Here is a 20,917-nt window from a genome sequence, read left to right on the forward strand (position 1 = left end):
CGATGCGCATCGCGTACCTGTGCAAGCGCCGCTACATGAGCAAGGACGTGGTCCTGGACCGCTATGCGCGCGTGTACGAGATTCCCGCGAAACTCGCCGCGCACGGGCACGAAGTGGAAGCGTGGTGCCTGAGCTATCGCAAGGAACGCGAGGAAGGCACGTGGACGCATGACGCTGCGCCGGGCACGCTGACGTGGCATTCGGAGCCGGCGATGCCGGGCCTGCCGACGTATCCGTGGCGCCTGCTGCGCGCGCTGCGCAAGTTCAAACCCGATCTGATCATCGCGGGCACCGACATTCCGCACGTCGCGCTCGGCGCATGGTTGAAGGGCAAGTTGCGCGTACCGCTGGTCGTCGATCTGTACGACAACTTCGAAGGCTTCGGCCAGGCGAAGATCCCGGGCTTCGTATCGCTGCTGCGCTGGGCGACGCGTAAGGCCGATCTCGTACTGACGACGAGCGAGCCCTTGCGCGAACTGGTCGTCGACAACTATCGCGCGAAGGGCGAGGTAGTCGCGATGCCGAGCACCATCGACCGCGCCGTGTTCCATCCGCGCGATCGCGCCGCGTGCCGCTCGGCACTGGGCCTGCCGCAGGATGCGTTGCTGGTCGGAACGGCGGGCGGGCTCAATCGCGAGAAAGGCATCGAAGCCTTGTATGCGGCGTGGGCGATCCTCGAGCGTCGCATGCCGAACCTGCATCTGGTGCTCGCCGGGCCGCACGGCTTTCCGCCGCCGACGGGGGATCGCGTGCATTCGCTCGGTGCCTTGCCGCATGAGCGCGTCGCGCAGGTGTTCGGCGCATTGGACGTCGGCGCGATCTGCATCCTCGACACCGAGTTCGGGCGTTACTGCTTCCCGCAGAAGGCCTACGAGATGCTGGCGTGCGATTTGCCCGTCGTCGTGGGCGATGTCGGTGCGATGCACCACCTGTTCGCCGACATGCCGCAATTCCTCTACCAGGCGGGCAACGCCGAAGACCTCGCCGACAAGCTCGAAATGCAGCTGTGCAATCCGCGCAAGGCCGACGTGCCGATCCGCGACTGGAGCGAAGTGATCGGCGCAATCGAACCGACGATGCGGCGCCTGGTCAGCGGTTGAAACGATAGATCAGCGTCGGGATCCACGGCGACAGCGCGCGCCACACCCCATCGGGCACCACGGCGACGCACTTGCGCAACACACCGCGCGTGCCTTCGATCGCCAGCATCGCGCGCAAGGCTTCGACGCCGACGTTGCGCGCGTGCAGGTCCGCTTGCGCGAACAGCGCTTCGATGCCCGGCAGCGTGAGCAACTCGCAGTCGTAGCCCGCACCCTTCCCCATCGCGCGGACGTAAGGACTGCGCCACGCACGCGGAAGCCAGCTCAGGAAGGGCAAGTGGAAGTGCGGCTCGACCACGCCCCAGCGATTGGGCACCGCGAGATAGCCGCGCCCCTGCGGTGCGAGCACGCGACGGCATTCGCGCAGGTGGTGCAATTGTTCGGCGTGTTCGCCGACGTGTTCGATCACGTGGTTGGTGATGACGACATCGAATGCGTCGTCGGCGAACGGCAGAGTGGTGCCTTCGACGCGTTGCCATGTGTAACCCCCGCGCACCATGCGCAGGTCGACGACATCGACCGACGTGACATCGCAGGCGATGGTCGGATGCGTGCCGAGGAAATGCGCGATGCCGCCGCTGCCGGTGCCGACTTCCAGGACGCGCCAGGGCGTGGTGCGCGGCTGCAGGTCGAGCAGGCGCAGGATCTTCTCCGCCTTCGGCCTGCGCGAAGCGAGGTCGGGCGCGATGTGCGGTTGGCGAACGGCGGAGTTCACGCGCGGGGGTGTTCGATGCAATGCGCGATGAGGTGGCCGTAGGCGGTCGCGATGTGTTCCCAGTCCACGCGCGAAGCGGCGATCGCGCGGATCGCTTCGGCACGGCGCGCGAGCGCGTCCGGGTCGCCGAGTGCGGCGATGATGGCGTTCGCGAGTTGTTGGGTATTGCGCGGGTCGACGCAGACTTCGGACTTCATCTCCCCGAGCAGATCGTCGACGCCCGCCACATCGCCGACGACGACGGGGCAGCCGCAGCCGATCGCTTCCATCAACACGACGGGCAAGCCTTCCTGGTCGCCCGCGTCGTCGCGCACGAACGGCGCGACGAGGAGCGTGGAAGCGCGGTAGAGCGCCGGCAACTTGCCCTGCGGCATCGCGCCGAGGAAACGCACGTGGTGCTTCACGCCCAGGCGTTCGGCCTGCGCGCGCAACGCGGCTTCTTCGGGGCCGAAGCCGGCGATGTCCAGGCGCACGTTCGGGCGCGCGCGCACGATCGCGGGCATCGCGTCGAGGAGGAAATTGAAACCTTTCTTCGGCACGAGGCGCCCGACGGCGAGCAGCACGTCGGCTTCGCGCGGCACGCGGGCGTCGGGCACGAAACGCTCGCGCAGGTCCACGCCCATCGGCAGGATGTCCAGGCGCGGCGGCGTCAGGCCGATGCGGCGCGCTTCGTTCGCCATCGCCGAACTCACGACCGTCATCGCGGCGCTGCCGTTGGCGACGTCCCGCTTCATCGATTCCAGGAACTTGCCGCGCAGGCCGAACAGATCGCCGCCGTGCGAAGTCACCAGGTAGGGCACGTCGCGCGTGGCCTTGCGGGCGACCCAGCCTTGCGGGATCAGCCAGTGCGCGTGGATCGCATCGATGCGCCGCGTGCGCAACAGGCGCTTCACCGCGAGCCACTGCATGCCGACGAAGGACGGCAGCAGCAGGTGCTTCCACTTCGAACGCCGCAGGTTGGCCGCGATGCCGCCGCCGTAGACCAGCGTTTCCAATCGCGCGGGCGCGTAGCGATAGCGGACGACCTCGACGCCTTCGATGTCGCCCGACTGCGCGCCATCGGCATGCGGCACCAGCGCGATCACGTTGAAGCGCGTCGTCAGGCGCTTGCAGAGTTCGTGCACGAAACCTGGTTCGACGTCGCCCGCCCACCGCGGATAGGTGGACGCCAGGACGAGGACGGTCGGCTTCGAGGAGGTGCGGCGCGGATCAGTCATCGCGGCGATAGGTCAGCGCCGTGATCTGCTCCGACACCAGGCCGATCAGGAACACCACCACCGCCGCGCTGATCAGCAGCGCGCTCATGTTGGTGAAACGGCCGTACTTCGCGAAGCTCCAGGCGTAATACAGCACCCCGAGCACGCCGAAGCCCAGCGCCGTGGGCGCGAAGAGCTTGAGCGGCGAATACAGCGTGGCGATGCGGAAGATGATGATCAAAAAGCGCGCGCCATCGCGCAGCGGCCGGATGTGCGAGCGGCCGATCCGGCGGGCGACGTCGATCGGGACGTAGGCCACCGGATAGGCGCTGCGGAAGAAGGCCATCGTGCTGGTGGTCGGGTAGCTGAACCCGTTGGGCAGCAGGTGCAGGAATTCGCGGAAGCGCTCGGCGCGCACCGCGCGGAACCCCGAGGTGAGGTCGGCGATGCGGTGGCCGGTCATCCAGCTCGCCAGCCGGTTGTACAGGGCGTTGGCCGCCCCCCGCCCCACGTTGGCCTGCCCACCGGCGTTGCGTGCGCCCACGGCCATGTCGTAGCCGGCATCCAGGCACTCCAGCAGCTTGGCGATGTCCCCGGCGTTGTGCTGGCCGTCGGCATCCATGAACACGAGGATCTCGCCCGAGGCCGCCCTGGCCCCGCGCTTGATCGCCGCGCCGTTGCCCATCGAATAGGGCGAGGACAGCACCCGCACGCCGTTTTCGACGGCCACGGCCGCCGTTTCGTCGGTCGAACCGTCGTCCACGACGATGACTTCGGCTTCCGGATAGGCCGCCTTGAGGCCGGGCAGGGTCTGCCGCAGCCCGTTGGCTTCGTTCTTGGCCGGAAGGATGATCGAGATGCGCATGGCCACTCCACTGACCTGTACAGGTTAACAAGTCCGCGAACGACCGGAATAGCGACGGGCATCCGTTGTGTGACGTGGGGTTTGCGGTATCTTCGGCACAAGTATTGGGGGATAGATCAAATGGCGACCGTTGCGACCGCCAATCTGGTGGGCATCACGGGCATTGCCCGGCGACTGGTCATGGACGGCGTGCTGGACGAGGCCCGCGCCCGCGAGGCGATGGACCAGGCCACCCGCGAGCGCAAGCCGCTCGCCTTGTTCATGGCCGAAAAGAAGCTGGTCACCTCCGGCCAGCTGGCCGCGGCCAACTCGGCCGAATTCGGCATGCCCATCTTCGACGTGAGCGCGCTGGACCCCAACCAGTCCGCCATCAAGCTGGTGAGCGAGGAACTGGTCCGCAAGCACGGCGTGTTGCCGCTGTTCAAGCGCGGCGGCCGCCTCTTCGTGGGCCTGTCCGATCCCACCAACAGCCATGCGCTGGACGAGATCAAGTTCCACACCAACCTGGCGGTGGAGCCCATCCTCGTCGACGACGACAAGATCCGTCGCACGATCGACCAGTGGCTCGAGAACGCCGACGCCCTGGCCAACGAGATGGGCGACGGCGAAGGCCTCGACACCCTCGAGACCACCGGCGGGGACGAAGACCTCTCCAACGATTCGGGCGTCGACGCCAAGGGCGACGACACGCCGGTCGTGAAGTTCATCAACAAGGTGCTGGTGGATGCGATCCGCCGCGGCGCGTCGGACATCCACTTCGAGCCCTACGAAACCGAATACCGCGTGCGCCTGCGCATCGACGGCCTGCTCAAGCAGGTCGCCCGCGTGCCGGTGAAGCTGCACTCGCGCATCGCCGCGCGCCTGAAGGTCATGTCGCAGCTGGACATCGCCGAGAAGCGCGTGCCGCAGGACGGCCGCATCAAGCTCAACCTGTCCAAGTCCAAGCAGATCGACTTCCGCGTCAGCACCCTGCCCTCGCTGTTCGGCGAGAAGGTCGTGCTGCGTATCCTCGACGGCGGCGCCGCCAAGCTCGGCATCGACAAGCTGGGCTACGAGGAAGACCAGAAGGAATTGTTCGTCAACGCGGTGCTCAAGCCCTACGGCATGGTGCTGGTCACCGGGCCGACCGGTTCGGGCAAGACGGTCTCGCTGTACACCGCGCTCAACATCCTCAACGACGAAACGCGCAACATCTCCACCGTCGAGGACCCGGTCGAAATCCGCGTGCCCGGCATCAACCAGGTGCAGATGAACGTCAAGCGCGGCATGACCTTCGCCGCGGCGCTGCGCTCCTTCCTGCGCCAGGACCCGGACGTGATCATGGTCGGCGAAATCCGCGACCTGGAGACCGCCGAGATCGGCATCAAGGCCGCGCAGACCGGCCACATGGTGCTCTCCACGCTGCACACCAACGATGCGCCGCAGACCATCGCGCGCCTGATGAACATGGGCGTTGCGCCCTACAACATCACCTCGTCGGTGACGCTCGTCATCGCCCAGCGCCTGGCGCGCCGGCTGCACGAGTGCAAGCGCGAAGTGCACCTGCCCGACCACGCGCTGCTGGCCGAAGGCTTCACCGCCGACGAGATCCACGCCGGCTTCAAGATGTACGAGGCGGTGGGCTGCCAGGATTGCACCGAGGGCTACAAGGGCCGGACGGGCATCTACCAGGTCATGCCCATGACCGAAGAGATCCAGGAAATCATCCTCTCGGGCGGCAACGTCATGCAGATCGGTGAAGCCGCGCAACGTTCCAACGTGCGGGACCTGCGTCAATCCGCCCTGATGAAAGTGCGCAACGGCGTGACCAGCCTCGCGGAAATCAACCGCGTGACGAAAGACTAACGAGACAGGGATTGGGGGAACGCCGCATGGCCGTGACCAAGAACGCAGCACGTACCGCCGCCAAGCAACCCGCCGTCAGGCGCCAGGAGGCCATGCCCATCTTCGTGTGGGAAGGCAACGACAAGCGCGGCGTGAAGATGAAGGGCGAGTCGGCCGCGCGCAACGCCAACCTGGTGCGCGCCGAGTTGCGCAAGCAGGGCATCACCCCGACGGTGGTGAAGGTGAAGACCAAGCCGCTCTTCGGCGGCAGCGGCAAGCGCATCACGCCGAAGGACATCGCGGTGTTCTCGCGCCAGATCGCGACCATGCTCAAGTCGGGCGTGCCGATCGTGACCTCGATGGAAATCATCTCGGGCGGCCAGAAGAACCCGAAGATGCGCGACCTGGTCAACAGCATCCGCACCGACATCGAAAGCGGTTCGTCGCTGTCGGAGTCGCTGAGCAAGCACCCGGTGCAGTTCGACGAGCTCTATCGCAACCTGGTCAAGGCCGGCGAATCGGCGGGCGTGCTCGACACCGTGCTCGACACGGTCGCCACGTACAAGGAAAACATCGAAGCGCTGAAGGGCAAGATCAAGAAGGCGATGTTCTACCCGGCGATGGTCGTCGCGGTGGCCTTGCTGGTCAGCGCGATCCTGCTGGTGTTCGTGGTCCCGCAGTTCAAGGAAGTCTTCGCCAACTTCGGCGCCGAGCTCCCGGCCTTCACCATGCTGGTGATCAACCTCTCGGAGTTCATGGTGAAGTGGTGGTGGGCGATCTTCGGCGTGATCGCCGGCACCATCGTCGCCTTCGTCATGATCAAGAAACGCTCGACGGCCTTCGCGCACTTCCTCGACCGGGTGATCCTCAAGCTGCCGGTCATCGGCAAGATCATGCACGAGGCGGCGCTGGCGCGATTCGCACGCACCCTCGCGGTGACCTTCGCCGCCGGCGTGCCGCTGGTCGAAGCGCTCGACACCGTCGCCGGCGCCACCGGCAACACGGTGTACGAGCATGCGGTCAATCGCGTGCGCGACGACGTGGCCGTGGGCTACCAGGTCAACCTGGCGATGAAGCAGACCAACCTGTTCCCGCACATGGTGGTGCAGATGACCGCGATCGGCGAAGAAGCCGGCGCGCTCGACACCATGCTGTACAAGGTGGCCGAGTTCTACGAGATGGAGGTCAACAACGCGGTCGACGCGCTGGCCTCGCTGCTCGAACCGATCATCGTCGTCATGCTCGGCGTGATCGTGGGCTCCATGGTGGTCGCCATGTACCTGCCGATCTTCAAGCTCGCCTCGGTCGTCTGACCTGAATGGCGTTCCTTGACCAGAACCCCGGCCTCGGCTTCCCCGCCGCGGCCGCCTTCGGGCTTGCGCTCGGCAGCTTCCTCAACGTCGTCATCCTGCGCCTGCCGCGCCGGCTGGAATGGCAGTGGCGGCGCGACAGCCGCGAAGTGCTCGGCGAGCCGGAGGAATACGATCCGCCGCCGCCGGGGATCGTCGTCGAGCCCTCGCACTGTCCGCACTGCAAGCACCGGCTGAGTTGGTACGAGAACATCCCGCTCGTCAGCTGGTTGATCCAGGGCGGCAAGTGCCGCCATTGCCGCGCGCCGATCTCGGTGCAATACCCCTTCGTCGAAGCGCTGACGATGCTGCTCGTGCTCACGTGCGTGTGGCAGTTCGGCTTCGGCTGGCGCGGGTTCGGCGCGGTGCTGTTCTCCTGTTTCCTGGTGTCGCTGGCGGGCATCGACCTGCGAACCCGCCTGTTGCCCGACCAGCTCACGCTGCCGCTGCTGTGGCTGGGCCTGATCGCGAGCGTGGAAAACCTCTACATCGGGCAGAAGGCCGCGCTGCTGGGCGTGATGGCCGGCTACTTCTCGCTGTGGTCGGTGTACTGGGTGTTCAAGCAGCTCACCGGCAAGGAAGGCATGGGCCACGGCGACTTCAAGTTGCTGGCGGCCATCGGCGCCTGGGTGGGGCTCAAGGGCATCCTGCCGACGATCCTGCTGTCCTCGATCGTCGGGGCCATCATCGGCTCGGCGTGGTTGGCCATGAAGGGCCGCGATCGCGCGACGCCGATTCCCTTCGGCCCCTATCTCGCCATCGCCGGCTGGATCGCGTTCTTCTGGAGCGATCGCATGGTCGATGCCTACCTGTCCCTCTTCGGCCTGAAATAAGGCGATGGCCGCGGCCGGCCCGGTGTTCGCGATCGGCCTGACCGGCGGGGTCGCTTCGGGCAAGAGCGCGGTGGCCGCGGCGTTTGCCGAACGCGGCGTGGCCATCGTCGATGCGGACATCGCCGCGCGCGAAGTCGTGGCGCCGGGGCAACCGGCGCTGGCCGAAATCGCGGAAACCTTCGGCGCGGATGTCCTGCAGGCCGATGGAGAACTGGATCGTGCGGCCTTGCGTCGCCACGTGTTCGGCGACGACGCCGCGCGTCGACGCCTCGAAGCGATCCTGCATCCGCGCATCCGCGTGATGCTGCACGACGATGCGCAACGCGCGTCGGGGCCCTACTGCATCGTCGCGATTCCGCTGCTCGCCGAAGGGGGTGGGCGCGTGGCGTATCCGTGGCTCGCGCGCATCCTGGTGGTCGACGTGCCGCGCGCCCTCCAGGTCGAACGCGTCATGCGCCGCGATGGCATCGATGCGGTGCTCGCCGAACGTATGTTGGCGGCGCAGGCGAGCCGGCAGGCGCGCCTTGCGATCGCCGACGACGTGGTGGTGAACGATGGTTCCATCGACGCGCTCGATGCGCACGTCGCGGCATTGGATGCGCGCTACCGGGCGCTCGCTGCGATCAACCGCTGACCCGCAAGCCGCGGATCGCCGCGATGCCCTGCGCGCCATGTGCGCGCGCGAGGGCGATGTCTTCGATGCGCATGCCGCCGATCGCGTAGATCGGGAGTGCGACTTCTTCGCGCATCGCCGCGAACCCATCCCATCCCAGTGGCATCGCCTCCGGGTGCGTCGGCGTCGCCGCGATCGGGCCCAGCACCGCGAAGTCGCAACCGATCGCTTCGGCGCGCCGCAGGTCTTCGAGGGTGTGGCATGAGGCGCCGACGCGCTGTTCTTTCGGCAAGGGCCGCGCATCCAGTGCAGCCAACTGCGCCGAACGCAGGTGCACGCCGATGTCCAGCGCCTGTGCGAGCGCGACATCGCCGTTCACCAGGACCTCCGCGCCATGCCGGCGGCACGCATCGACGGCAGCTTCGACCAGCGAGGTCCAGCGCGTCGGCGGGCAATGCGGCGCGCGCAATTGCACGCGCCGGATGCCGGCGGTGAGCGCGGCTTCGAGATCCTCGAGCCACGCCGCATCCGAACCATTGGGCGCCGGCGTGACGAGATAGCGATCCGGTTGCAGCAGCGCGGCGACGACGGGGATGTCCGCCGACGGCATCGCATACGCGCCGAGTGTGTGCGGCGGCGCCCAGGCGAGCGCCTGCCCTTCGTGCCCTTTCACCGTGCCGCGCCAACTGGCGACGTGGCGCACGTCCAGGCGCAGGCGCTTGTGCGGATAACGCTGCGGCACGGCGATCACCGGCGCGCCGCAGGTGATGTCGATGCCGAGTTCTTCGTGGAGTTCGCGGGCGAGCGCCACTTCGGGCGACTCGCCGGGTTCGCGCTTCCCGCCGGGGAATTCCCAGAGGCCGGCGAGATCGCGGCCTTCGGTGCGGCGGGCGAGCAGGATGCGGCCGGCCTTGTCGCGGATGACCCCCGCGACCACCTCGACCGGCCCACCCATGTCAGGCCAGCTGGCCGTGGCAGTGCTTGTACTTCTTGCCGCTGCCGCAGGGGCAGGGATCGTTGCGGCCGACGCGGTCGGTGCGGCCGGGCGGCAGCATCTCGAGCGTGGTCTGCGTGCCGGCGGCCAGCTGCGCGGCTTCCTCGTCGGCGCCCAGCCCGCCCATGTCGGGGTGCTGGAACTGCATCTGGCGGGCCATCGCTTCGGCGCGCGCGCGTTCGGCGGCTTCGGCCTGCGCGATTTCCGCCTCGTCGCGGATGCGCACGCGGGCGAGCAGCGAAACCACTTCGCGCTTCACCTTCTCGAGCATCTCGCCGAACAGCTCGAACGCTTCCTTCTTGTATTCCTGCTTGGGCTGCTTCTGCGCGTAGCCGCGCAGGTGGATGCCCTGGCGCAGGTAATCCATGCGACCGAGGTGTTCCTTCCAGTTCTGGTCGAGCACGTTGAGCATGATGTGCTTTTCCAGCATGCGCATGTTCTCGGGGCCGATCTGCGACTGCTTGTCGGCGAACATCTGCTCCAGGCGGCGCTGCACTTCGGCGGCGATGCCCTCGGCGTCGATTTCCTTGCGCGAGGAGACGAAGGTCGCGATGCCGGGTTCGACGTTGAACTCGTTCTGCAGTTCGGCGTCCAGGCCCTGCAGGTCCCACTGCTCGTCGATGGAGTTGATCGGCACGAAGCGCGCGACCAGGTCGGCGACCACGTCCTCGCGGATGCCGGCCACGTTCTCCTCGACGCTTTCGGCGTCGAGCAATTCGTCGCGCTGTTGGTAGATGACCTTGCGCTGATCGTTGTTGACGTCGTCGAAGTCGAGCAGGTTCTTGCGGATGTCGAAGTTGTGGGCCTCGACCTTGCGCTGCGCGTTGGCGATCTGCTTGGTCACCAGCGGGCTTTCGATGATGTCGTCTTCCTTCAGGCCCATGCGCGCCATGACGCGCTGCACCCAGTCGGCCGCGAAGATGCGCATCAGGTTGTCTTCGAGCGACAGATAGAAGCGCGAGGAACCCGGGTCGCCCTGGCGGCCCGAACGGCCGCGCAGCTGGTTGTCGATGCGGCGCGATTCGTGGCGTTCGGTGCCGACGATGTGCAGGCCGCCGGCCGCCTTCACCGCTTCGTGGCGCTGCTGCCAGGCTTCGCGCACGCGCGCCTTGTCGGCGTCGGATGCGTCTTCGCCCAGCGCGGTGAGTTCGGCTTCCAGCGAACCGCCGAGCACGATGTCGGTACCGCGGCCGGCCATGTTGGTCGCGATCGTCACCGCGCCCGGACGACCGGCGTTGGCGACGATGTGCGCTTCGCGCTCATGCTGCTTGGCGTTGAGCACTTCGTGCGCGACGCCGGCTTCCTGCAGCTGCTCGGACAACAGTTCGGACACTTCGATCGAGGTCGTGCCGACCAGCACCGGCTGTCCCTTCGCGTGGCATTCCTGGATCTCCTTGACCACCGCGCGGTACTTGCCGGGGCGATTGAGGAACACCAGGTCGGATTGATCCTTGCGGACCATCGGGCGGTGCGTGGGAATGACGATGACTTCCAGGCCGTAGATGTTCTGGAATTCGTAGGCTTCGGTGTCCGCCGTGCCGGTCATGCCCGAGAGCTTGCCGTACATGCGGAACAGGTTCTGGAAGGTGATCGAAGCGAGCGTCTGGTTCTCGCGCTGCACCGGCACGCGTTCCTTCGCTTCCACCGCCTGGTGCAGGCCGTCGGACCAGCGGCGGCCCGGCAGCGTGCGGCCGGTGAATTCGTCGACGATGACCACTTCGCCGTCGCGCACGATGTAGTCGACGTCGCGCTGGTAGATCGCATGCGCGCGCAGCGCGGCATTGAGGTGGTGCACGACGTGGATGTTCTGCGCGCCGTACAGCGCGTCGTCGTCGCCCTTCAGCACGCCGGCCTGGCGCAGCAGGTCTTCGACGTGCTCCATGCCCGCTTCGGACAGGTGGACCTGCTTGCCCTTCTCGTCGACGAAGTAATCGCCTGCGCCTTCCTCTTCCTTCTGGCGCGAGAGTGCGGGGACGATGGCGTCGACGGCGGCGTACAGATCCTGCGATTCGTCGGCGGGGCCGGAGATGATCAGCGGGGTGCGCGCTTCGTCGATGAGGATCGAGTCGACTTCGTCGACGATCGCGTAATGCAGGCCGCGCTGGTAGCGGTCTTCCTTCGCCAGCGCCATGTTGTCGCGCAGGTAGTCGAAGCCGAATTCGTTGTTGGTGCCGTAGGTGATGTCGGCGCCGTAGGCACCGTGCTTGTCCGAGTGCGGCATGCCCGGATACACCACGCCGACGGTGAGGCCGAGCCAGTTGTACAACTTGCCCATCCACGCCGAGTCGCGGCGCGCGAGGTAGTCGTTGACCGTCACCACGTGCACGCCCTTGCCTTCGAGCGCGTTGAGGTAGGTCGGCAGCGTGGCGACGAGCGTCTTGCCTTCGCCGGTGCGCATTTCCGCGATCTTGCCCAGGTGCAGCACCATGCCGCCGATCAGCTGCACGTCGTAATGGCGCATGCCCATGACGCGGCGCGAGGCTTCGCGGCAGACGGCGAAGGCTTCGGGCAGGACCTTGTCGAGCGACTCGCCTTTCGCGATGCGTTCCTTGAACTCCGGCGTCTTCGCCTGGAGGTCGGCGTCGGACAGCGCCTGCATCTGCGGTTCGAGCGCGTTGATCTTCTTGACGATGCCCCCGAGCTGGCCGAGCAGGCGTTCGTTACGGCTGCCGAAAACACGGGTAAGCAAGCTGTTGAGCATCGTGGGACACCAATTCCGGGAAGTGGGCCGGGCCTGCCAGGGGAGGCGTCCGGCAACAAAAAAGGGCGCGGGGCGCCCTTTGTACGGCAACGCGGCATTGTAGCTGGGGTCCGTCGCTGCGCCTATCAAGCCCGCATGTGACCGGGCGCAGCGTTCGGAGTTCCCCGCCCCGGATCAGCCCCGCGTGGCGGAGCGGTTGCCGTTCTGGCCCAGGAACTTGCGCGGATTCACGACGCGGCCGTTGTCCCACACTTCGAAGTGCACGTGGGCGCCGGTGGAACGGCCGGTGGAGCCGGCCTTCGCGATCTGCTGCCCGGCGCGGACGAGGTCGCCGACGCGGCCCAGCAGGCGCGAGTTGTGCGCGTAACGGGTGACGTAACCGTTGCCGTGGTCGATCTCCACGACGTTGCCGTAGCCCGAGCGCACGCCCGAGAAGGAGACCACGCCGTTGGCGACGGCGAGCACGGGATCGCCCACCTTCGCCTTGAAGTCGATGCCCTTGTGGAACTGGTGGCCGCCGACGATGGGATCGGCGCGGCCGCCGAAGCCGGAGGTGATGTAGCTGTTGGCGATCGGATCGCGCGAGGGGACCGCGTTGCGGTCGAGCTCGCGGTTGAACAGCAGCGATTCCATCACGGAGAGCTGCTGGCCCGACGCCGCATATTCGTGTTCGAGCGAGGCCAGCTCGCGCTGGAGCTCGTCGCGGGGCATGTCGCGGACCGCGTCCGCACCACCGGTCGGGACCGGCTGTTCGAAATCGAACTCGCCGTCGTCGAGCTGGCCGGCGCGCGTGAGGCGCTCGCCGAGTGCGTTGAGGCGGTTGGCCTGGGCCTGGAGTTCACCCAGGCGCGCGGCAAGCGCATTGATTTCGCGTTGCGAGTTCGCGCGCGTCGCGGCGAGCTCGGTTTCCTGCTTGTGGACCTTGGCCGACAAGTGGGCGTTGTACGCGCCGGCAACGCCGACGCTGGCGCCGAGCCCCAACACGAGGCCCGAAGCGAGGAGAATGCCGGCGGCGACACCAGGACGGCGCTGTGCGCTGTCGGAAAGGCGGCCCACCAGGCCGGTCGGCTGTCGGTGGCGATTGTTCAGTACGATCTTGAAGCTCATGTCGATATCGGATCCCAAGTCCAGCAAGCCGAAGCCTGCACGCGCAAATCGAAACGCGGGTCCGCAAGCGCCCATGGAGGCGTTGCTCGCGGACGTCGCCTTCGATCCCCTGCGCCGTGCCTTATGGCTTGACGCGCTGGATCAGCGGTTGCGCCCTTCCCTGCCCCCCGGGCTCGCTCCGCATGCGCGGGTGGCGAACGTCGACGGCGGCAGGCTCGTCTACGTCGTGGATGCGCCGGTGTGGCGGGCCAAACTGCGGCTCGTCGCACTGCAACTCCTCGACGCGGCCCGATCCCTCGGGCTCGAAGTGACTGAGCTGGTCGTCAAAACGACGACCCACCCGTTCCAACCGCCTGAGCGACCGGAACGGAAAGTCACAACGATGTCGGCGGCTGCGAAAGAAGCGTTGCAGTCCGCGCTGGCGTCCCTCGTGGATCCCAAAGACACGGGTTCCAAAGACTCCTGACTCTGGCCGATCGCCCTCTCCGAATACGTTTGCGCGGGAGGTCGGTTTCGGCTTGGAGGGGATGCTACCCCGCCCCTTGCCCCTCATTCGCTAACGAATCATTCAGAATTCGTTAAGACCGCGTTAAACCGAACAATCCGGTTCACAGATCGATCACCGAGGTGACTGCGCTGTCGGATCGGGCTGAGGATGGGCGTGAGGGTTCACGCCGGGGGCGACCGCCGGTCAGGCGATGGCGGGGTTGCCGTAGACCACGGGCGCTGCGGCCGGGTCGTCGAAGGTCACTTCGTCCCATGCCGAGGCATCGGCCAGGAGCGCGCGGACCAGCTTGTTGTTGAGCGCGTGGCCGGATTTGAAGCCTTCGAACGCCCCGATGATCGGCCGGCCGGCCAGGTACAGGTCGCCGACGGCGTCGAGGATCTTGTGGCGCACGAATTCGTCGGCGTAGCGCAGCCCGTCGTCGTTGAGGACGCGGAACTCGTCGAGCACGATCGCGTTGTCCATCGAGCCGCCGAGGCCCAGGTTGCGCTCGCGCATGAACTCCAGGTCGCGCATGAACCCGAAGGTGCGCGCGCGGCTCACTTCCTTGACGTAGGACGTGGTGGAGAAATCGACCTCCGCGCGCGACTGCGCGGCGGGAATGGCCGGATGGTCGAAGACCACGGTAAATCCGATGCGGAAGCCGTCGTAGGGTTCGAAGCGGGCGACCTTGTCGCCGTCGCGCACTTCGACCGTCTTGCGGATGCGCATGAAACGCTTGGGCGCCGACTGTTCCGAGATCCCGGCCGACTGCAGCAGGAACACGAAGGGGCCGGCCGAGCCGTCCATGATCGGCACTTCCGGCGCCGAGAGGTCGACGTACGCGTTGTCGATGCCCAGGCCGGCGAAGGCCGACATCAGGTGTTCGATCGTCATGACCTTGCCGCCGTTGGACGACAGGCCGGTGCACAACATCGTCTCGGTGACGAGGCCGGCGTCGGCCGGAATCTCGACGACCGGATCCAGGTCCACGCGCCGGAAACGGATGCCCGTATCGACGGCGGCCGGGCGCAGCGTGAGATAGACCTTCTCTCCGCTGTGCAGGCCCACGCCGGTCGCGCGGATCACGTTCTTGAGGGTGCGTTGGGGCAGCATCGTGTGCGTGCGGTCTGGACTCTTCGCACCTCGGACCGAGGCGGGGGGATTCATACGGGCTGCGCCGGTGGCGCAGCGGCCGCAAAGGGTACCACGCTGACTGCTGAACGCTTTGGCAAACGGGGATGGACCGTCCCGTGGACGTGCCTTGTGGGTGCGTCCCTAGGGTGCGCCGGGTTCGGCGAAGACGTGCCCGAAAGGGGTCGGCCGGTAGGGTCCGGCCGACCGAAGGACACGGCGCGGGGCCTGGCGCAGCCCCGCGCTTCTCAGCCGTTTTGCTGCTCAGTCCGCCTGGCGGCGCAGGAACGCCGGGATGTCCAGGTAGCTGCTGTCGCCACCGAAGTCCGCCGCGGCCGGCTCGCTGCGATTGCCGCGCAGGTTGCCCGAGGTCGCATTGGAGAAGTTCGGCACGACCGGTTCGTTGAGGTTGGCCATCGCGTCGAAGTCCGGCTGGCCCGTCGTCGCGTTGCGCACCAGCTTGATCGGCGAACGCACCATCGACTCGCGGCCCTGGTAGGCCGTGCCGTGTTCGCGCGTCGGCAGGGCCTGGCGCGAAACCGCACGATTCAGGCCGGTGGCGACGACGGTGACGCGCACTTCGTCCTGCATTTCCGGATCGAGCACGGTGCCGATGACGACGGTCGCGTCTTCCGAAGCGAAGTTCTCGATCGTGCGACCGACTTCGTCGAACTCCGCCATCGTGAAGTCCGGACCGGCGGTGATGTTGACCAGGATGCCGTTGGCGCCGGAGAGATTGACGTCGTCGAGCAGCGGGTTCTGGATCGCCGATTCGGCCGCGGCCTGCGCGCGATCGTCGCCGCGCGCCGCACCCGTGCCCATCATCGCCAGGCCCATTTCGGACATGACGGTGCGCACGTCGGCGAAGTCGACGTTGATCAGGCCCGGACGCACGATCAGGTCGGCGATGCCCTGCACGGCGCCGAGCAGCACGTCGTTGGCGGCACGGAAGGCCTGGATCATCGTGGCGTTGCGGCCCAGGACGGTGATCAGCTTTTCGTTCGGGATGGTGATCAGCGAATCGCAATGCTGGCCGAGTTCGTCGATGCCCTTGAGCGCCACCTGCATGCGGCGGCGGCCTTCGAACGGGAAGGGCTTGGTCACCACCGCGACGGTGAGGATGCCCATTTCCTTGGCGAGCTGCGCGACCACGGGCGCCGCGCCCGTGCCGGTGCCGCCGCCCATGCCGGCGGTGATGAACACCATGTCCGAGCCCTGCAGCGCGTCCATGATGCGTTCGCGATCTTCCAGCGCCGCCTGGCGGCCGACTTCCGGATTCGCGCCGGCGCCCAGGCCCTTGGTGACGTTGGAGCCCAGTTGCAGCTGCAGCTTCGCGCCGCAGTTCTTGATGGCCTGCGAGTCGGTGTTCGCCGTGATGAATTCCACGCCGTCCACGCTGCTGTTGACCATGTGGGCGACCGCGTTGCCGCCGCCACCGCCGACGCCGACGACCTTGATCACCGCGTTCGGGGCCATCTTTTCAACGAGTTCGAAATGCGCCATGTCCGTGTCCTCTTATAAGTGTTTTATGAACTACGTAATGCTTGTTGCAAAAATTATCTTCGCCGTCCCTTCCGCCTTGCCCGCCTTCCTCAGAATTCGCCGCGATACCAGTTCTTCAACTTGTTGAAGAACGAGCCTGCGCGGCCCGCCGAGATCGACGGCCTGCGCGGGTTTTCGATCTGGCTGCCCATCAGCAGCAGCCCGACGCCCGTGGCGTGCACGGGATTGCCGACGACTTCGCCCAGGCCGGTGACGTGCTGCGGAATGCCCACGCGCACCGGCATCTGCAACATTTCCTCGGCGAGTTCGACGACGCCTTCCATCTTCGAAGCACCGCCCGTGAGCACCATCCCGGCGCGCACGTGCTGCTCGAATCCACTGCGGCGCAGTTCGGCCTGCACCATTTCGAAGATTTCCTCGTAACGCGCCTGCACCGCCTGCGCGAGCGAATGGCGCGGCAGGCGGCGCGGCGGACGATCGCCGACGCTCGGCACCTGGATGCTTTCTTCCGCGGTGGCCAGCTGCGCGAGCGCGCAGGCGTAACGCACCTTGATCTGCTCGGCTTCCGGCGTGGGCGTGCGCAGCATGTGTGCGATGTCTTCGGTGACCTTGTCGCCGGCGATCGGCAACGAGGCCGAATGGGCGATCGCGCCCTGCACGTGGACCGCGATGTCGGTGGTGCCGGCGCCGAGATCGACGAGCACGACGCCGAGCTCACGCTCATCGGGCGTGAGCACCGCGGTGCTCGAAGCGAGCGAAGCCAGGATCAGGTCGTCGACCTGCAACCCGCAGCGCTGCACGCACTTGCTGATGTTGGCCGCCGCCGATTGCGCGCACACGACCAGGTGCGCGTGCACTTCCAGGCGCACGCCGGTCATGCCGACGGGATTGCGGATGCCTTCCTGCGAATCGTCGAGCACGTAGTCGCGCGGGATCGCATGCAGGATGCGCTGGTCGGCGGGGATCGCGACGGCCTTCGCCGCCTCGAGCACGCGGTCCAGGTCGGCGTAGGTGACTTCGCCGTCGCGGATCGGCGCGATGCCCTGCGAGTTGCGGCACTGCACGTGGTTGCCGGAGATCGAGGCGTAGACCGAGCGCACTTCGCAGCCGGCCATCAGTTCGGCTTCCTCGACCGCGCGCTGGATCGACTGCACGGTCGACTCGATGTCCACGACCACGCCGCGCTTGAGCCCGCGCGATTCGTGCGAGCCGATGCCGATCACCTCGATCGGGCTGCCCGGCGAGTATTCGCCCACCAGCGCCGTGACCTTCGACGTGCCGATGTCGAGGCCCACGATCAAGGATTTGTCGCCTTTGCGGTTCATGTGTTTCCCTGCGAATTCGTGACGGGTGCGGCCGCGGCGGCGGCCGGTGCATCGGCCCACTGCAATGCGAACCCGTTGGTGTAGCGGAGGTCGGCGCGACGCAACAGCCGTTGCGGTTGCGCCGTCAGTTGCGGAAGCATCCGTGCGAAGCGGTCCAGGCGCGGGCGCGCATCGCTGCGGCCGACGACCACTTCGGTGCCATCGTTCAACACCAGCGACCAGCTGCCGCGCGCATCGAGCGCGAGCGAACGCACGTCGTGGCCGGTGCTGGCGAACAGCGCGCGCGATTCGTTGTAGAGCGCGACTACATCCTGGACGCGCGCGTCGGGGCCGGCGAGTTCCGGAAGGCTGGCCGGCACGCGAATGCCCTTCACCGGGAACAGGCGGCCGTGTTCGCTGAGCAATCGATCGGCGCCCCAGCGCGCGAACGGGCGATGTTCGATCACCTGCACTTCCAGCACGTCGGGCCAGTGCTTGCGCACTTCGGCGCGCTCGACCCACGGCAGGCGCGCGACGGCGTTCTGCGCCGCTTCCAGGTCGACGGCGAAGAACCCGCGCTGCGCATACGGCAGCACCGTGGCGCGCAACTGCGATTCGTCGACGTTGTGCAGCGTGCCCTGCACGCGCAGCGTGCGCAGCGGCCAGCGCTCGGACGCGACCCAGCCGTTGAGCAACGCAACGACCGGCAGCACGACCAGTGCCACCGCCAGGGTCCACGCCAGGATGCGCAGCAGTGCGTTCACTTGCGCGCACCCCCGTCGCGGTCGAGCGAGGTTTCGAGGATCCGCCAGCACAATTCTTCGAAATCGATGCCGACCTGGCGCGCGGCCTTGGGCACCAGCGAGTGCGAGGTCATGCCGGGCGCGGTGTTCACTTCGAGCAGAAAGAACTTGCCGCTCGTGCGATCGCGCATCACGTCCACGCGCGACCAGCCGCTGCAATCCACCGCCTTGAACGCGGCGACCGCGAGGCGGCGGATCTCGTCTTCGGCGTCGCCATCCAGGCCCGGGCACAGATACTGCGTGTCTTCGGCGACGTACTTGGCGTGGTAGTCGTACCACTGGCCCTTGGGCACGATGCGGATCGAGGGCAGCGCGGTTTCTCCGAGCACGGCGACCGTCAGCTCGTCGCCTTCGATCAGCTGCTCCATCAGCAACTCGCCGCGCGCTTCTTCGTCGATGTAGCGCTTGGCGAGTTCGACGGCGGCGTCGAGGTCCTTCTCTTCGTAGACGCGCGAAACGCCGACGCTCGAACCTTCCGCGGCGGGCTTCACGATGACCGGCAGGCCGAGCAACATCGCCGCGGCATGGATGTCGGCGCCCTTGCCGAGCTGCACGTACTTCGGCGTGGGCAAGCCGAGCGACAGCCACACCTGCTTGGTGCGGATCTTGTCCATGCTCAGCGCCGAACCCAGGACACCCGAACCGGTGTACGGCACGTTCATCGCATCCAGCAGGCCCTGCAGCACGCCGTCTTCGCCACCGCCGGCATGGCCATGGAGGATGTTGAACACGCGCGTGAAATGCTTGTCCTGCAATTCGCGGATCAGATTCGGAATGCCGTCGACCGCATCGGCGGCGACGCCGCGCGCGCGCAGGGCCTCCAGCACGTTGCGGCCGGAGTCGAGCGAAACCTCGCGCTCGGAACTGGTGCCACCCATCAACACGGCGACGCGGCCGAACACGGCCGGGTCGGTCACGCGCAGCGGTGGGAATTTCTCGTTGCCGCTCACTTCATTGCTCCTTCGAAACCTTGCGTCGCGATCTGTTGCGCCGCCGCGCCGATGTCGCCGGCGCCCATCAGCAACAGCAGATCGCCGTCCTGCAACACATCCGGCAACACGGTCGACAACTCGCCCGCGCCACCGACGACGATCGGATCGACGCGACCGCGCGTGCGGATCGCGCGTGCCAGCGCCTTGGCGTCGGCGCCCGCGATCGGCGCTTCACCCGCCGGATAGACCTCGGTCAGCACCAGCGCATCGACCGTCGACAACACCGCCGCGAACTCGTCGAACAGATCGCGCGTGCGGCTGTAGCGATGCGGCTGGAACGCGACGACCAGGCGCTTGTCCGGCCAACCGCCGCGCGCGGCGGCGAACACCGCTTCGAGTTCCTTCGGGTGATGGCCGTAGTCGTCGACCAGCTGCACGGTCGCGCCCTTCCCGGTGCGCAGCTCGCCCAGCAGATTGAACCGGCGGCCGATGCCTTCGAACTTCTTCAGCGCGAAGGCGATCGCGTCCGGCGCGACGCCCAGTTGCCAACCGATCGCGGCCGCGGCCAGCGCGTTCTGCACGTTGTGCCGGCCCGGGAGCGCGAGCTCGACCGGCGTGCGCGACCCATCCGGCAGGTGCAGCGTGAAATGCATGTTCGGTCCGATCTGGCTGACGTCTTCGGCGCGCACGTCGGCCTGCGCATCGAAGCCGTAGGTCATCACGTGGCGCGGCGTGTTCTTCGCCAGCGTCGCGACTTCCGGATCGTCGATGCACAGCACTGCCAGGCCGTAGAACGGCAGGCGATGCAGGAATTCGGCGAAGGCTTCCTGCACCTTGGCGAAGTCGCCGCCGTAATTTTCGAGATGGTCGGCGTCGATGTTGGTGATCACCGCGACCGCGGGATTCAGGCGCAGGAAGGAGCCGTCGCTTTCGTCGGCTTCGGCCACCAGCCATTGGCCGCCGCCCAGGCGCGCGTTCGCGCCGGCGGCGAGCAACTTGCCGCCGATGACGAAGGTCGGGTCCAGCCCGCCTTCGCCCAGCACGCTCGCGGCCAGCGAAGTCGTGGTCGTCTTGCCGTGCGTGCCCGCCACCGCGATGCCGCGGCGGAAGCGCATGAGTTCGGCGAGCATTTCGGCGCGCGGCACGATCGGAATGCGCTGCGCGCGCGCTTCCATCAATTCGGGATTGTCCTTGCGGATCGCGCTGGACACCACGACGCAATCGGTGTCGAGCACGTTGGCCGCGCTGTGGCCGCGGTGCACCTTCGCGCCGAGCTGCGACAAGCGACGCGTGACGGCGTTGTCCGCGTTGTCGGAGCCCGACACCTGGTAACCCAGCGTGCACAGCACTTCGGCGATACCGCTCATGCCGACGCCGCCGATGCCGATGAAATGCACGCGCGGATAGGCCTTGGCGAGATCGCCGGTGGCCTGCAGGCGGCGGTGGACGTTGGCCATCAT

Annotated in this window: 17 protein-coding genes and 1 pseudogene; 6 read left to right on the top strand and 12 right to left on the bottom strand. The window is 67.1% G+C overall.

Annotated elements, in window-relative coordinates:
* The first annotated feature begins 2 nt into the window (after positions 1–2).
* On the top strand, positions 3–1,100 hold the full coding sequence (locus AC1DOM_RS11985; RefSeq protein ID WP_498963578.1) for a glycosyltransferase family 4 protein: 1,098 nt from the start codon (positions 3–5) through the stop codon (positions 1,098–1,100).
* Here the strand turns inward: AC1DOM_RS11985 and AC1DOM_RS11990 are convergent.
* From AC1DOM_RS11990 to AC1DOM_RS12000, 3 genes are read right to left on the bottom strand one after another with little or no spacing between them, the layout of a single operon-like run.
* A complete protein-coding gene (locus AC1DOM_RS11990; protein WP_498963580.1) occupies positions 1,090–1,815 on the bottom strand; it encodes a class I SAM-dependent methyltransferase in 726 nt (241 codons plus the stop codon). The genes AC1DOM_RS11985 and AC1DOM_RS11990 overlap by 11 nt on opposite strands.
* Positions 1,812–3,032 carry a glycosyltransferase gene (locus AC1DOM_RS11995; RefSeq protein WP_498963582.1) on the bottom strand — a complete coding sequence of 407 codons (1,221 nt, stop codon included), beginning with the start codon at positions 3,030–3,032 and terminating at the stop codon, positions 1,812–1,814. Before AC1DOM_RS11995 ends, AC1DOM_RS11990 begins: the two co-directional genes overlap by 4 nt.
* Positions 3,025–3,876 (bottom strand): glycosyltransferase family 2 protein, encoded by an 852-nt coding sequence (locus tag AC1DOM_RS12000; protein WP_498963584.1) that lies wholly within the window; start codon positions 3,874–3,876, stop codon positions 3,025–3,027. Before AC1DOM_RS12000 ends, AC1DOM_RS11995 begins: the two co-directional genes overlap by 8 nt.
* A gap of 120 nt (positions 3,877–3,996) precedes the next feature.
* Here AC1DOM_RS12000 and pilB point away from each other — a divergent pair, with 120 nt between their 5' ends.
* Genes pilB through coaE form a run of 4 tightly spaced genes read left to right on the top strand, consistent with a single transcriptional unit; the run spans position 3,997 to position 8,516 of the window.
* Positions 3,997–5,721: a type IV-A pilus assembly ATPase PilB gene (pilB, locus tag AC1DOM_RS12005; protein WP_498963586.1), complete on the top strand. Its 1,725-nt coding sequence runs from the start codon at positions 3,997–3,999 to the stop codon at positions 5,719–5,721.
* Positions 5,722–5,747: 26 nt separating this feature from the next.
* Positions 5,748–7,013: a type II secretion system F family protein gene (locus AC1DOM_RS12010; protein WP_498963588.1), complete on the top strand. Its 1,266-nt coding sequence runs from the start codon at positions 5,748–5,750 to the stop codon at positions 7,011–7,013.
* Between the two features lie 5 nt (positions 7,014–7,018).
* Positions 7,019–7,882: a prepilin peptidase gene (locus tag AC1DOM_RS12015; protein ID WP_498963590.1), complete on the top strand. Its 864-nt coding sequence runs from the start codon at positions 7,019–7,021 to the stop codon at positions 7,880–7,882.
* 4 nt (positions 7,883–7,886) lie between these two features.
* Positions 7,887–8,516 (top strand): dephospho-CoA kinase, encoded by a 630-nt coding sequence (gene coaE / locus AC1DOM_RS12020; RefSeq protein WP_498963592.1) that lies wholly within the window; start codon positions 7,887–7,889, stop codon positions 8,514–8,516.
* Here the strand turns inward: coaE and AC1DOM_RS12025 are convergent.
* From AC1DOM_RS12025 to AC1DOM_RS12035, 3 genes are all read right to left on the bottom strand, one after another.
* On the bottom strand, positions 8,506–9,450 hold the full coding sequence (locus tag AC1DOM_RS12025; protein ID WP_498963594.1) for a Nudix family hydrolase: 945 nt from the start codon (positions 9,448–9,450) through the stop codon (positions 8,506–8,508). The two genes, coaE and AC1DOM_RS12025, sit on opposite strands and share 11 nt — an antisense overlap.
* Before the next feature lies 1 nt (position 9,451).
* Positions 9,452–12,190: a preprotein translocase subunit SecA gene (gene secA / locus AC1DOM_RS12030; RefSeq protein WP_498963596.1), complete on the bottom strand. Its 2,739-nt coding sequence runs from the start codon at positions 12,188–12,190 to the stop codon at positions 9,452–9,454.
* Between the two features lie 174 nt (positions 12,191–12,364).
* Positions 12,365–13,297: a M23 family metallopeptidase gene (locus AC1DOM_RS12035; protein WP_498963598.1), complete on the bottom strand. Its 933-nt coding sequence runs from the start codon at positions 13,295–13,297 to the stop codon at positions 12,365–12,367.
* Between AC1DOM_RS12035 and AC1DOM_RS12040 the strand changes: the two genes are divergently transcribed.
* Positions 13,296–13,763, top strand: coding sequence for a DciA family protein (locus AC1DOM_RS12040; protein WP_498963855.1), 468 nt, complete (start codon positions 13,296–13,298; stop codon positions 13,761–13,763). The two genes, AC1DOM_RS12035 and AC1DOM_RS12040, sit on opposite strands and share 2 nt — an antisense overlap.
* 225 nt (positions 13,764–13,988) lie before the next feature.
* Here the strand turns inward: AC1DOM_RS12040 and lpxC are convergent, their stop codons facing one another.
* The 6 genes and pseudogenes from lpxC to murC form a co-directional block, all read right to left on the bottom strand.
* Positions 13,989–14,897 (bottom strand): UDP-3-O-acyl-N-acetylglucosamine deacetylase, encoded by a 909-nt coding sequence (gene lpxC / locus AC1DOM_RS12045; RefSeq protein WP_036169406.1) that lies wholly within the window; start codon positions 14,895–14,897, stop codon positions 13,989–13,991.
* Between the two features lie 282 nt (positions 14,898–15,179).
* Positions 15,180–16,418: a cell division protein FtsZ gene (ftsZ, locus tag AC1DOM_RS12050; RefSeq protein WP_498963600.1), complete on the bottom strand. Its 1,239-nt coding sequence runs from the start codon at positions 16,416–16,418 to the stop codon at positions 15,180–15,182.
* An 89-nt stretch (positions 16,419–16,507) separates the two neighbouring features.
* Positions 16,508–17,743 carry a cell division protein FtsA gene (gene ftsA, locus AC1DOM_RS12055; RefSeq protein WP_036169410.1) on the bottom strand — a complete coding sequence of 412 codons (1,236 nt, stop codon included), beginning with the start codon at positions 17,741–17,743 and terminating at the stop codon, positions 16,508–16,510.
* Between the two features lie 59 nt (positions 17,744–17,802).
* Positions 17,803–18,486 (bottom strand): annotated as a pseudogene (locus AC1DOM_RS12060) (cell division protein FtsQ/DivIB); the annotation flags it as partial.
* Entirely contained in the window at positions 18,483–19,475 is a 993-nt protein-coding gene (locus tag AC1DOM_RS12065; RefSeq protein ID WP_498963602.1) for a D-alanine--D-alanine ligase, read from the bottom strand. The pseudogene AC1DOM_RS12060 and the gene AC1DOM_RS12065, both read right to left, overlap by 4 nt.
* Positions 19,472–20,914, bottom strand: coding sequence for a UDP-N-acetylmuramate--L-alanine ligase (murC, locus tag AC1DOM_RS12070; protein WP_498963858.1), 1,443 nt, complete (start codon positions 20,912–20,914; stop codon positions 19,472–19,474). Before murC ends, AC1DOM_RS12065 begins: the two co-directional genes overlap by 4 nt.
* Between the last annotated feature and the right edge of the window lie 3 nt (positions 20,915–20,917).

This window comes from Lysobacter sp. P5_B12 (assembly GCF_056400425.1).

What these genes read in the sequence shown, in the direction of transcription:
- pilB (WP_498963586.1), top strand. Translation starts at nt 3,997, where the DNA reads ATGGCGACCGTTGCGACCGCCAATCTGGTGGGCATCACGGGCATTGCC.
- AC1DOM_RS11985 (WP_498963578.1), top strand. Translation starts at nt 3, where the DNA reads ATGCGCATCGCGTACCTGTGCAAGCGCCGCTACATGAGCAAGGACGTG.
- ftsZ (WP_498963600.1), bottom strand. Translation starts at nt 16,418, where the DNA reads ATGGCGCATTTCGAACTCGTTGAAAAGATGGCCCCGAACGCGGTGATC.
- AC1DOM_RS12025 (WP_498963594.1), bottom strand. Translation starts at nt 9,450, where the DNA reads ATGGGTGGGCCGGTCGAGGTGGTCGCGGGGGTCATCCGCGACAAGGCC.
- lpxC (WP_036169406.1), bottom strand. Translation starts at nt 14,897, where the DNA reads ATGCTGCCCCAACGCACCCTCAAGAACGTGATCCGCGCGACCGGCGTG.
- AC1DOM_RS12000 (WP_498963584.1), bottom strand. Translation starts at nt 3,876, where the DNA reads ATGCGCATCTCGATCATCCTTCCGGCCAAGAACGAAGCCAACGGGCTG.
- secA (WP_498963596.1), bottom strand. Translation starts at nt 12,190, where the DNA reads ATGCTCAACAGCTTGCTTACCCGTGTTTTCGGCAGCCGTAACGAACGC.
- AC1DOM_RS12035 (WP_498963598.1), bottom strand. Translation starts at nt 13,297, where the DNA reads ATGAGCTTCAAGATCGTACTGAACAATCGCCACCGACAGCCGACCGGC.
- AC1DOM_RS12010 (WP_498963588.1), top strand. Translation starts at nt 5,748, where the DNA reads ATGGCCGTGACCAAGAACGCAGCACGTACCGCCGCCAAGCAACCCGCC.
- coaE (WP_498963592.1), top strand. Translation starts at nt 7,887, where the DNA reads ATGGCCGCGGCCGGCCCGGTGTTCGCGATCGGCCTGACCGGCGGGGTC.
- AC1DOM_RS11995 (WP_498963582.1), bottom strand. Translation starts at nt 3,032, where the DNA reads ATGACTGATCCGCGCCGCACCTCCTCGAAGCCGACCGTCCTCGTCCTG.
- AC1DOM_RS12040 (WP_498963855.1), top strand. Translation starts at nt 13,296, where the DNA reads ATGTCGATATCGGATCCCAAGTCCAGCAAGCCGAAGCCTGCACGCGCA.
- ftsA (WP_036169410.1), bottom strand. Translation starts at nt 17,743, where the DNA reads ATGAACCGCAAAGGCGACAAATCCTTGATCGTGGGCCTCGACATCGGC.
- murC (WP_498963858.1), bottom strand. Translation starts at nt 20,914, where the DNA reads ATGGCCAACGTCCACCGCCGCCTGCAGGCCACCGGCGATCTCGCCAAG.
- AC1DOM_RS12015 (WP_498963590.1), top strand. Translation starts at nt 7,019, where the DNA reads ATGGCGTTCCTTGACCAGAACCCCGGCCTCGGCTTCCCCGCCGCGGCC.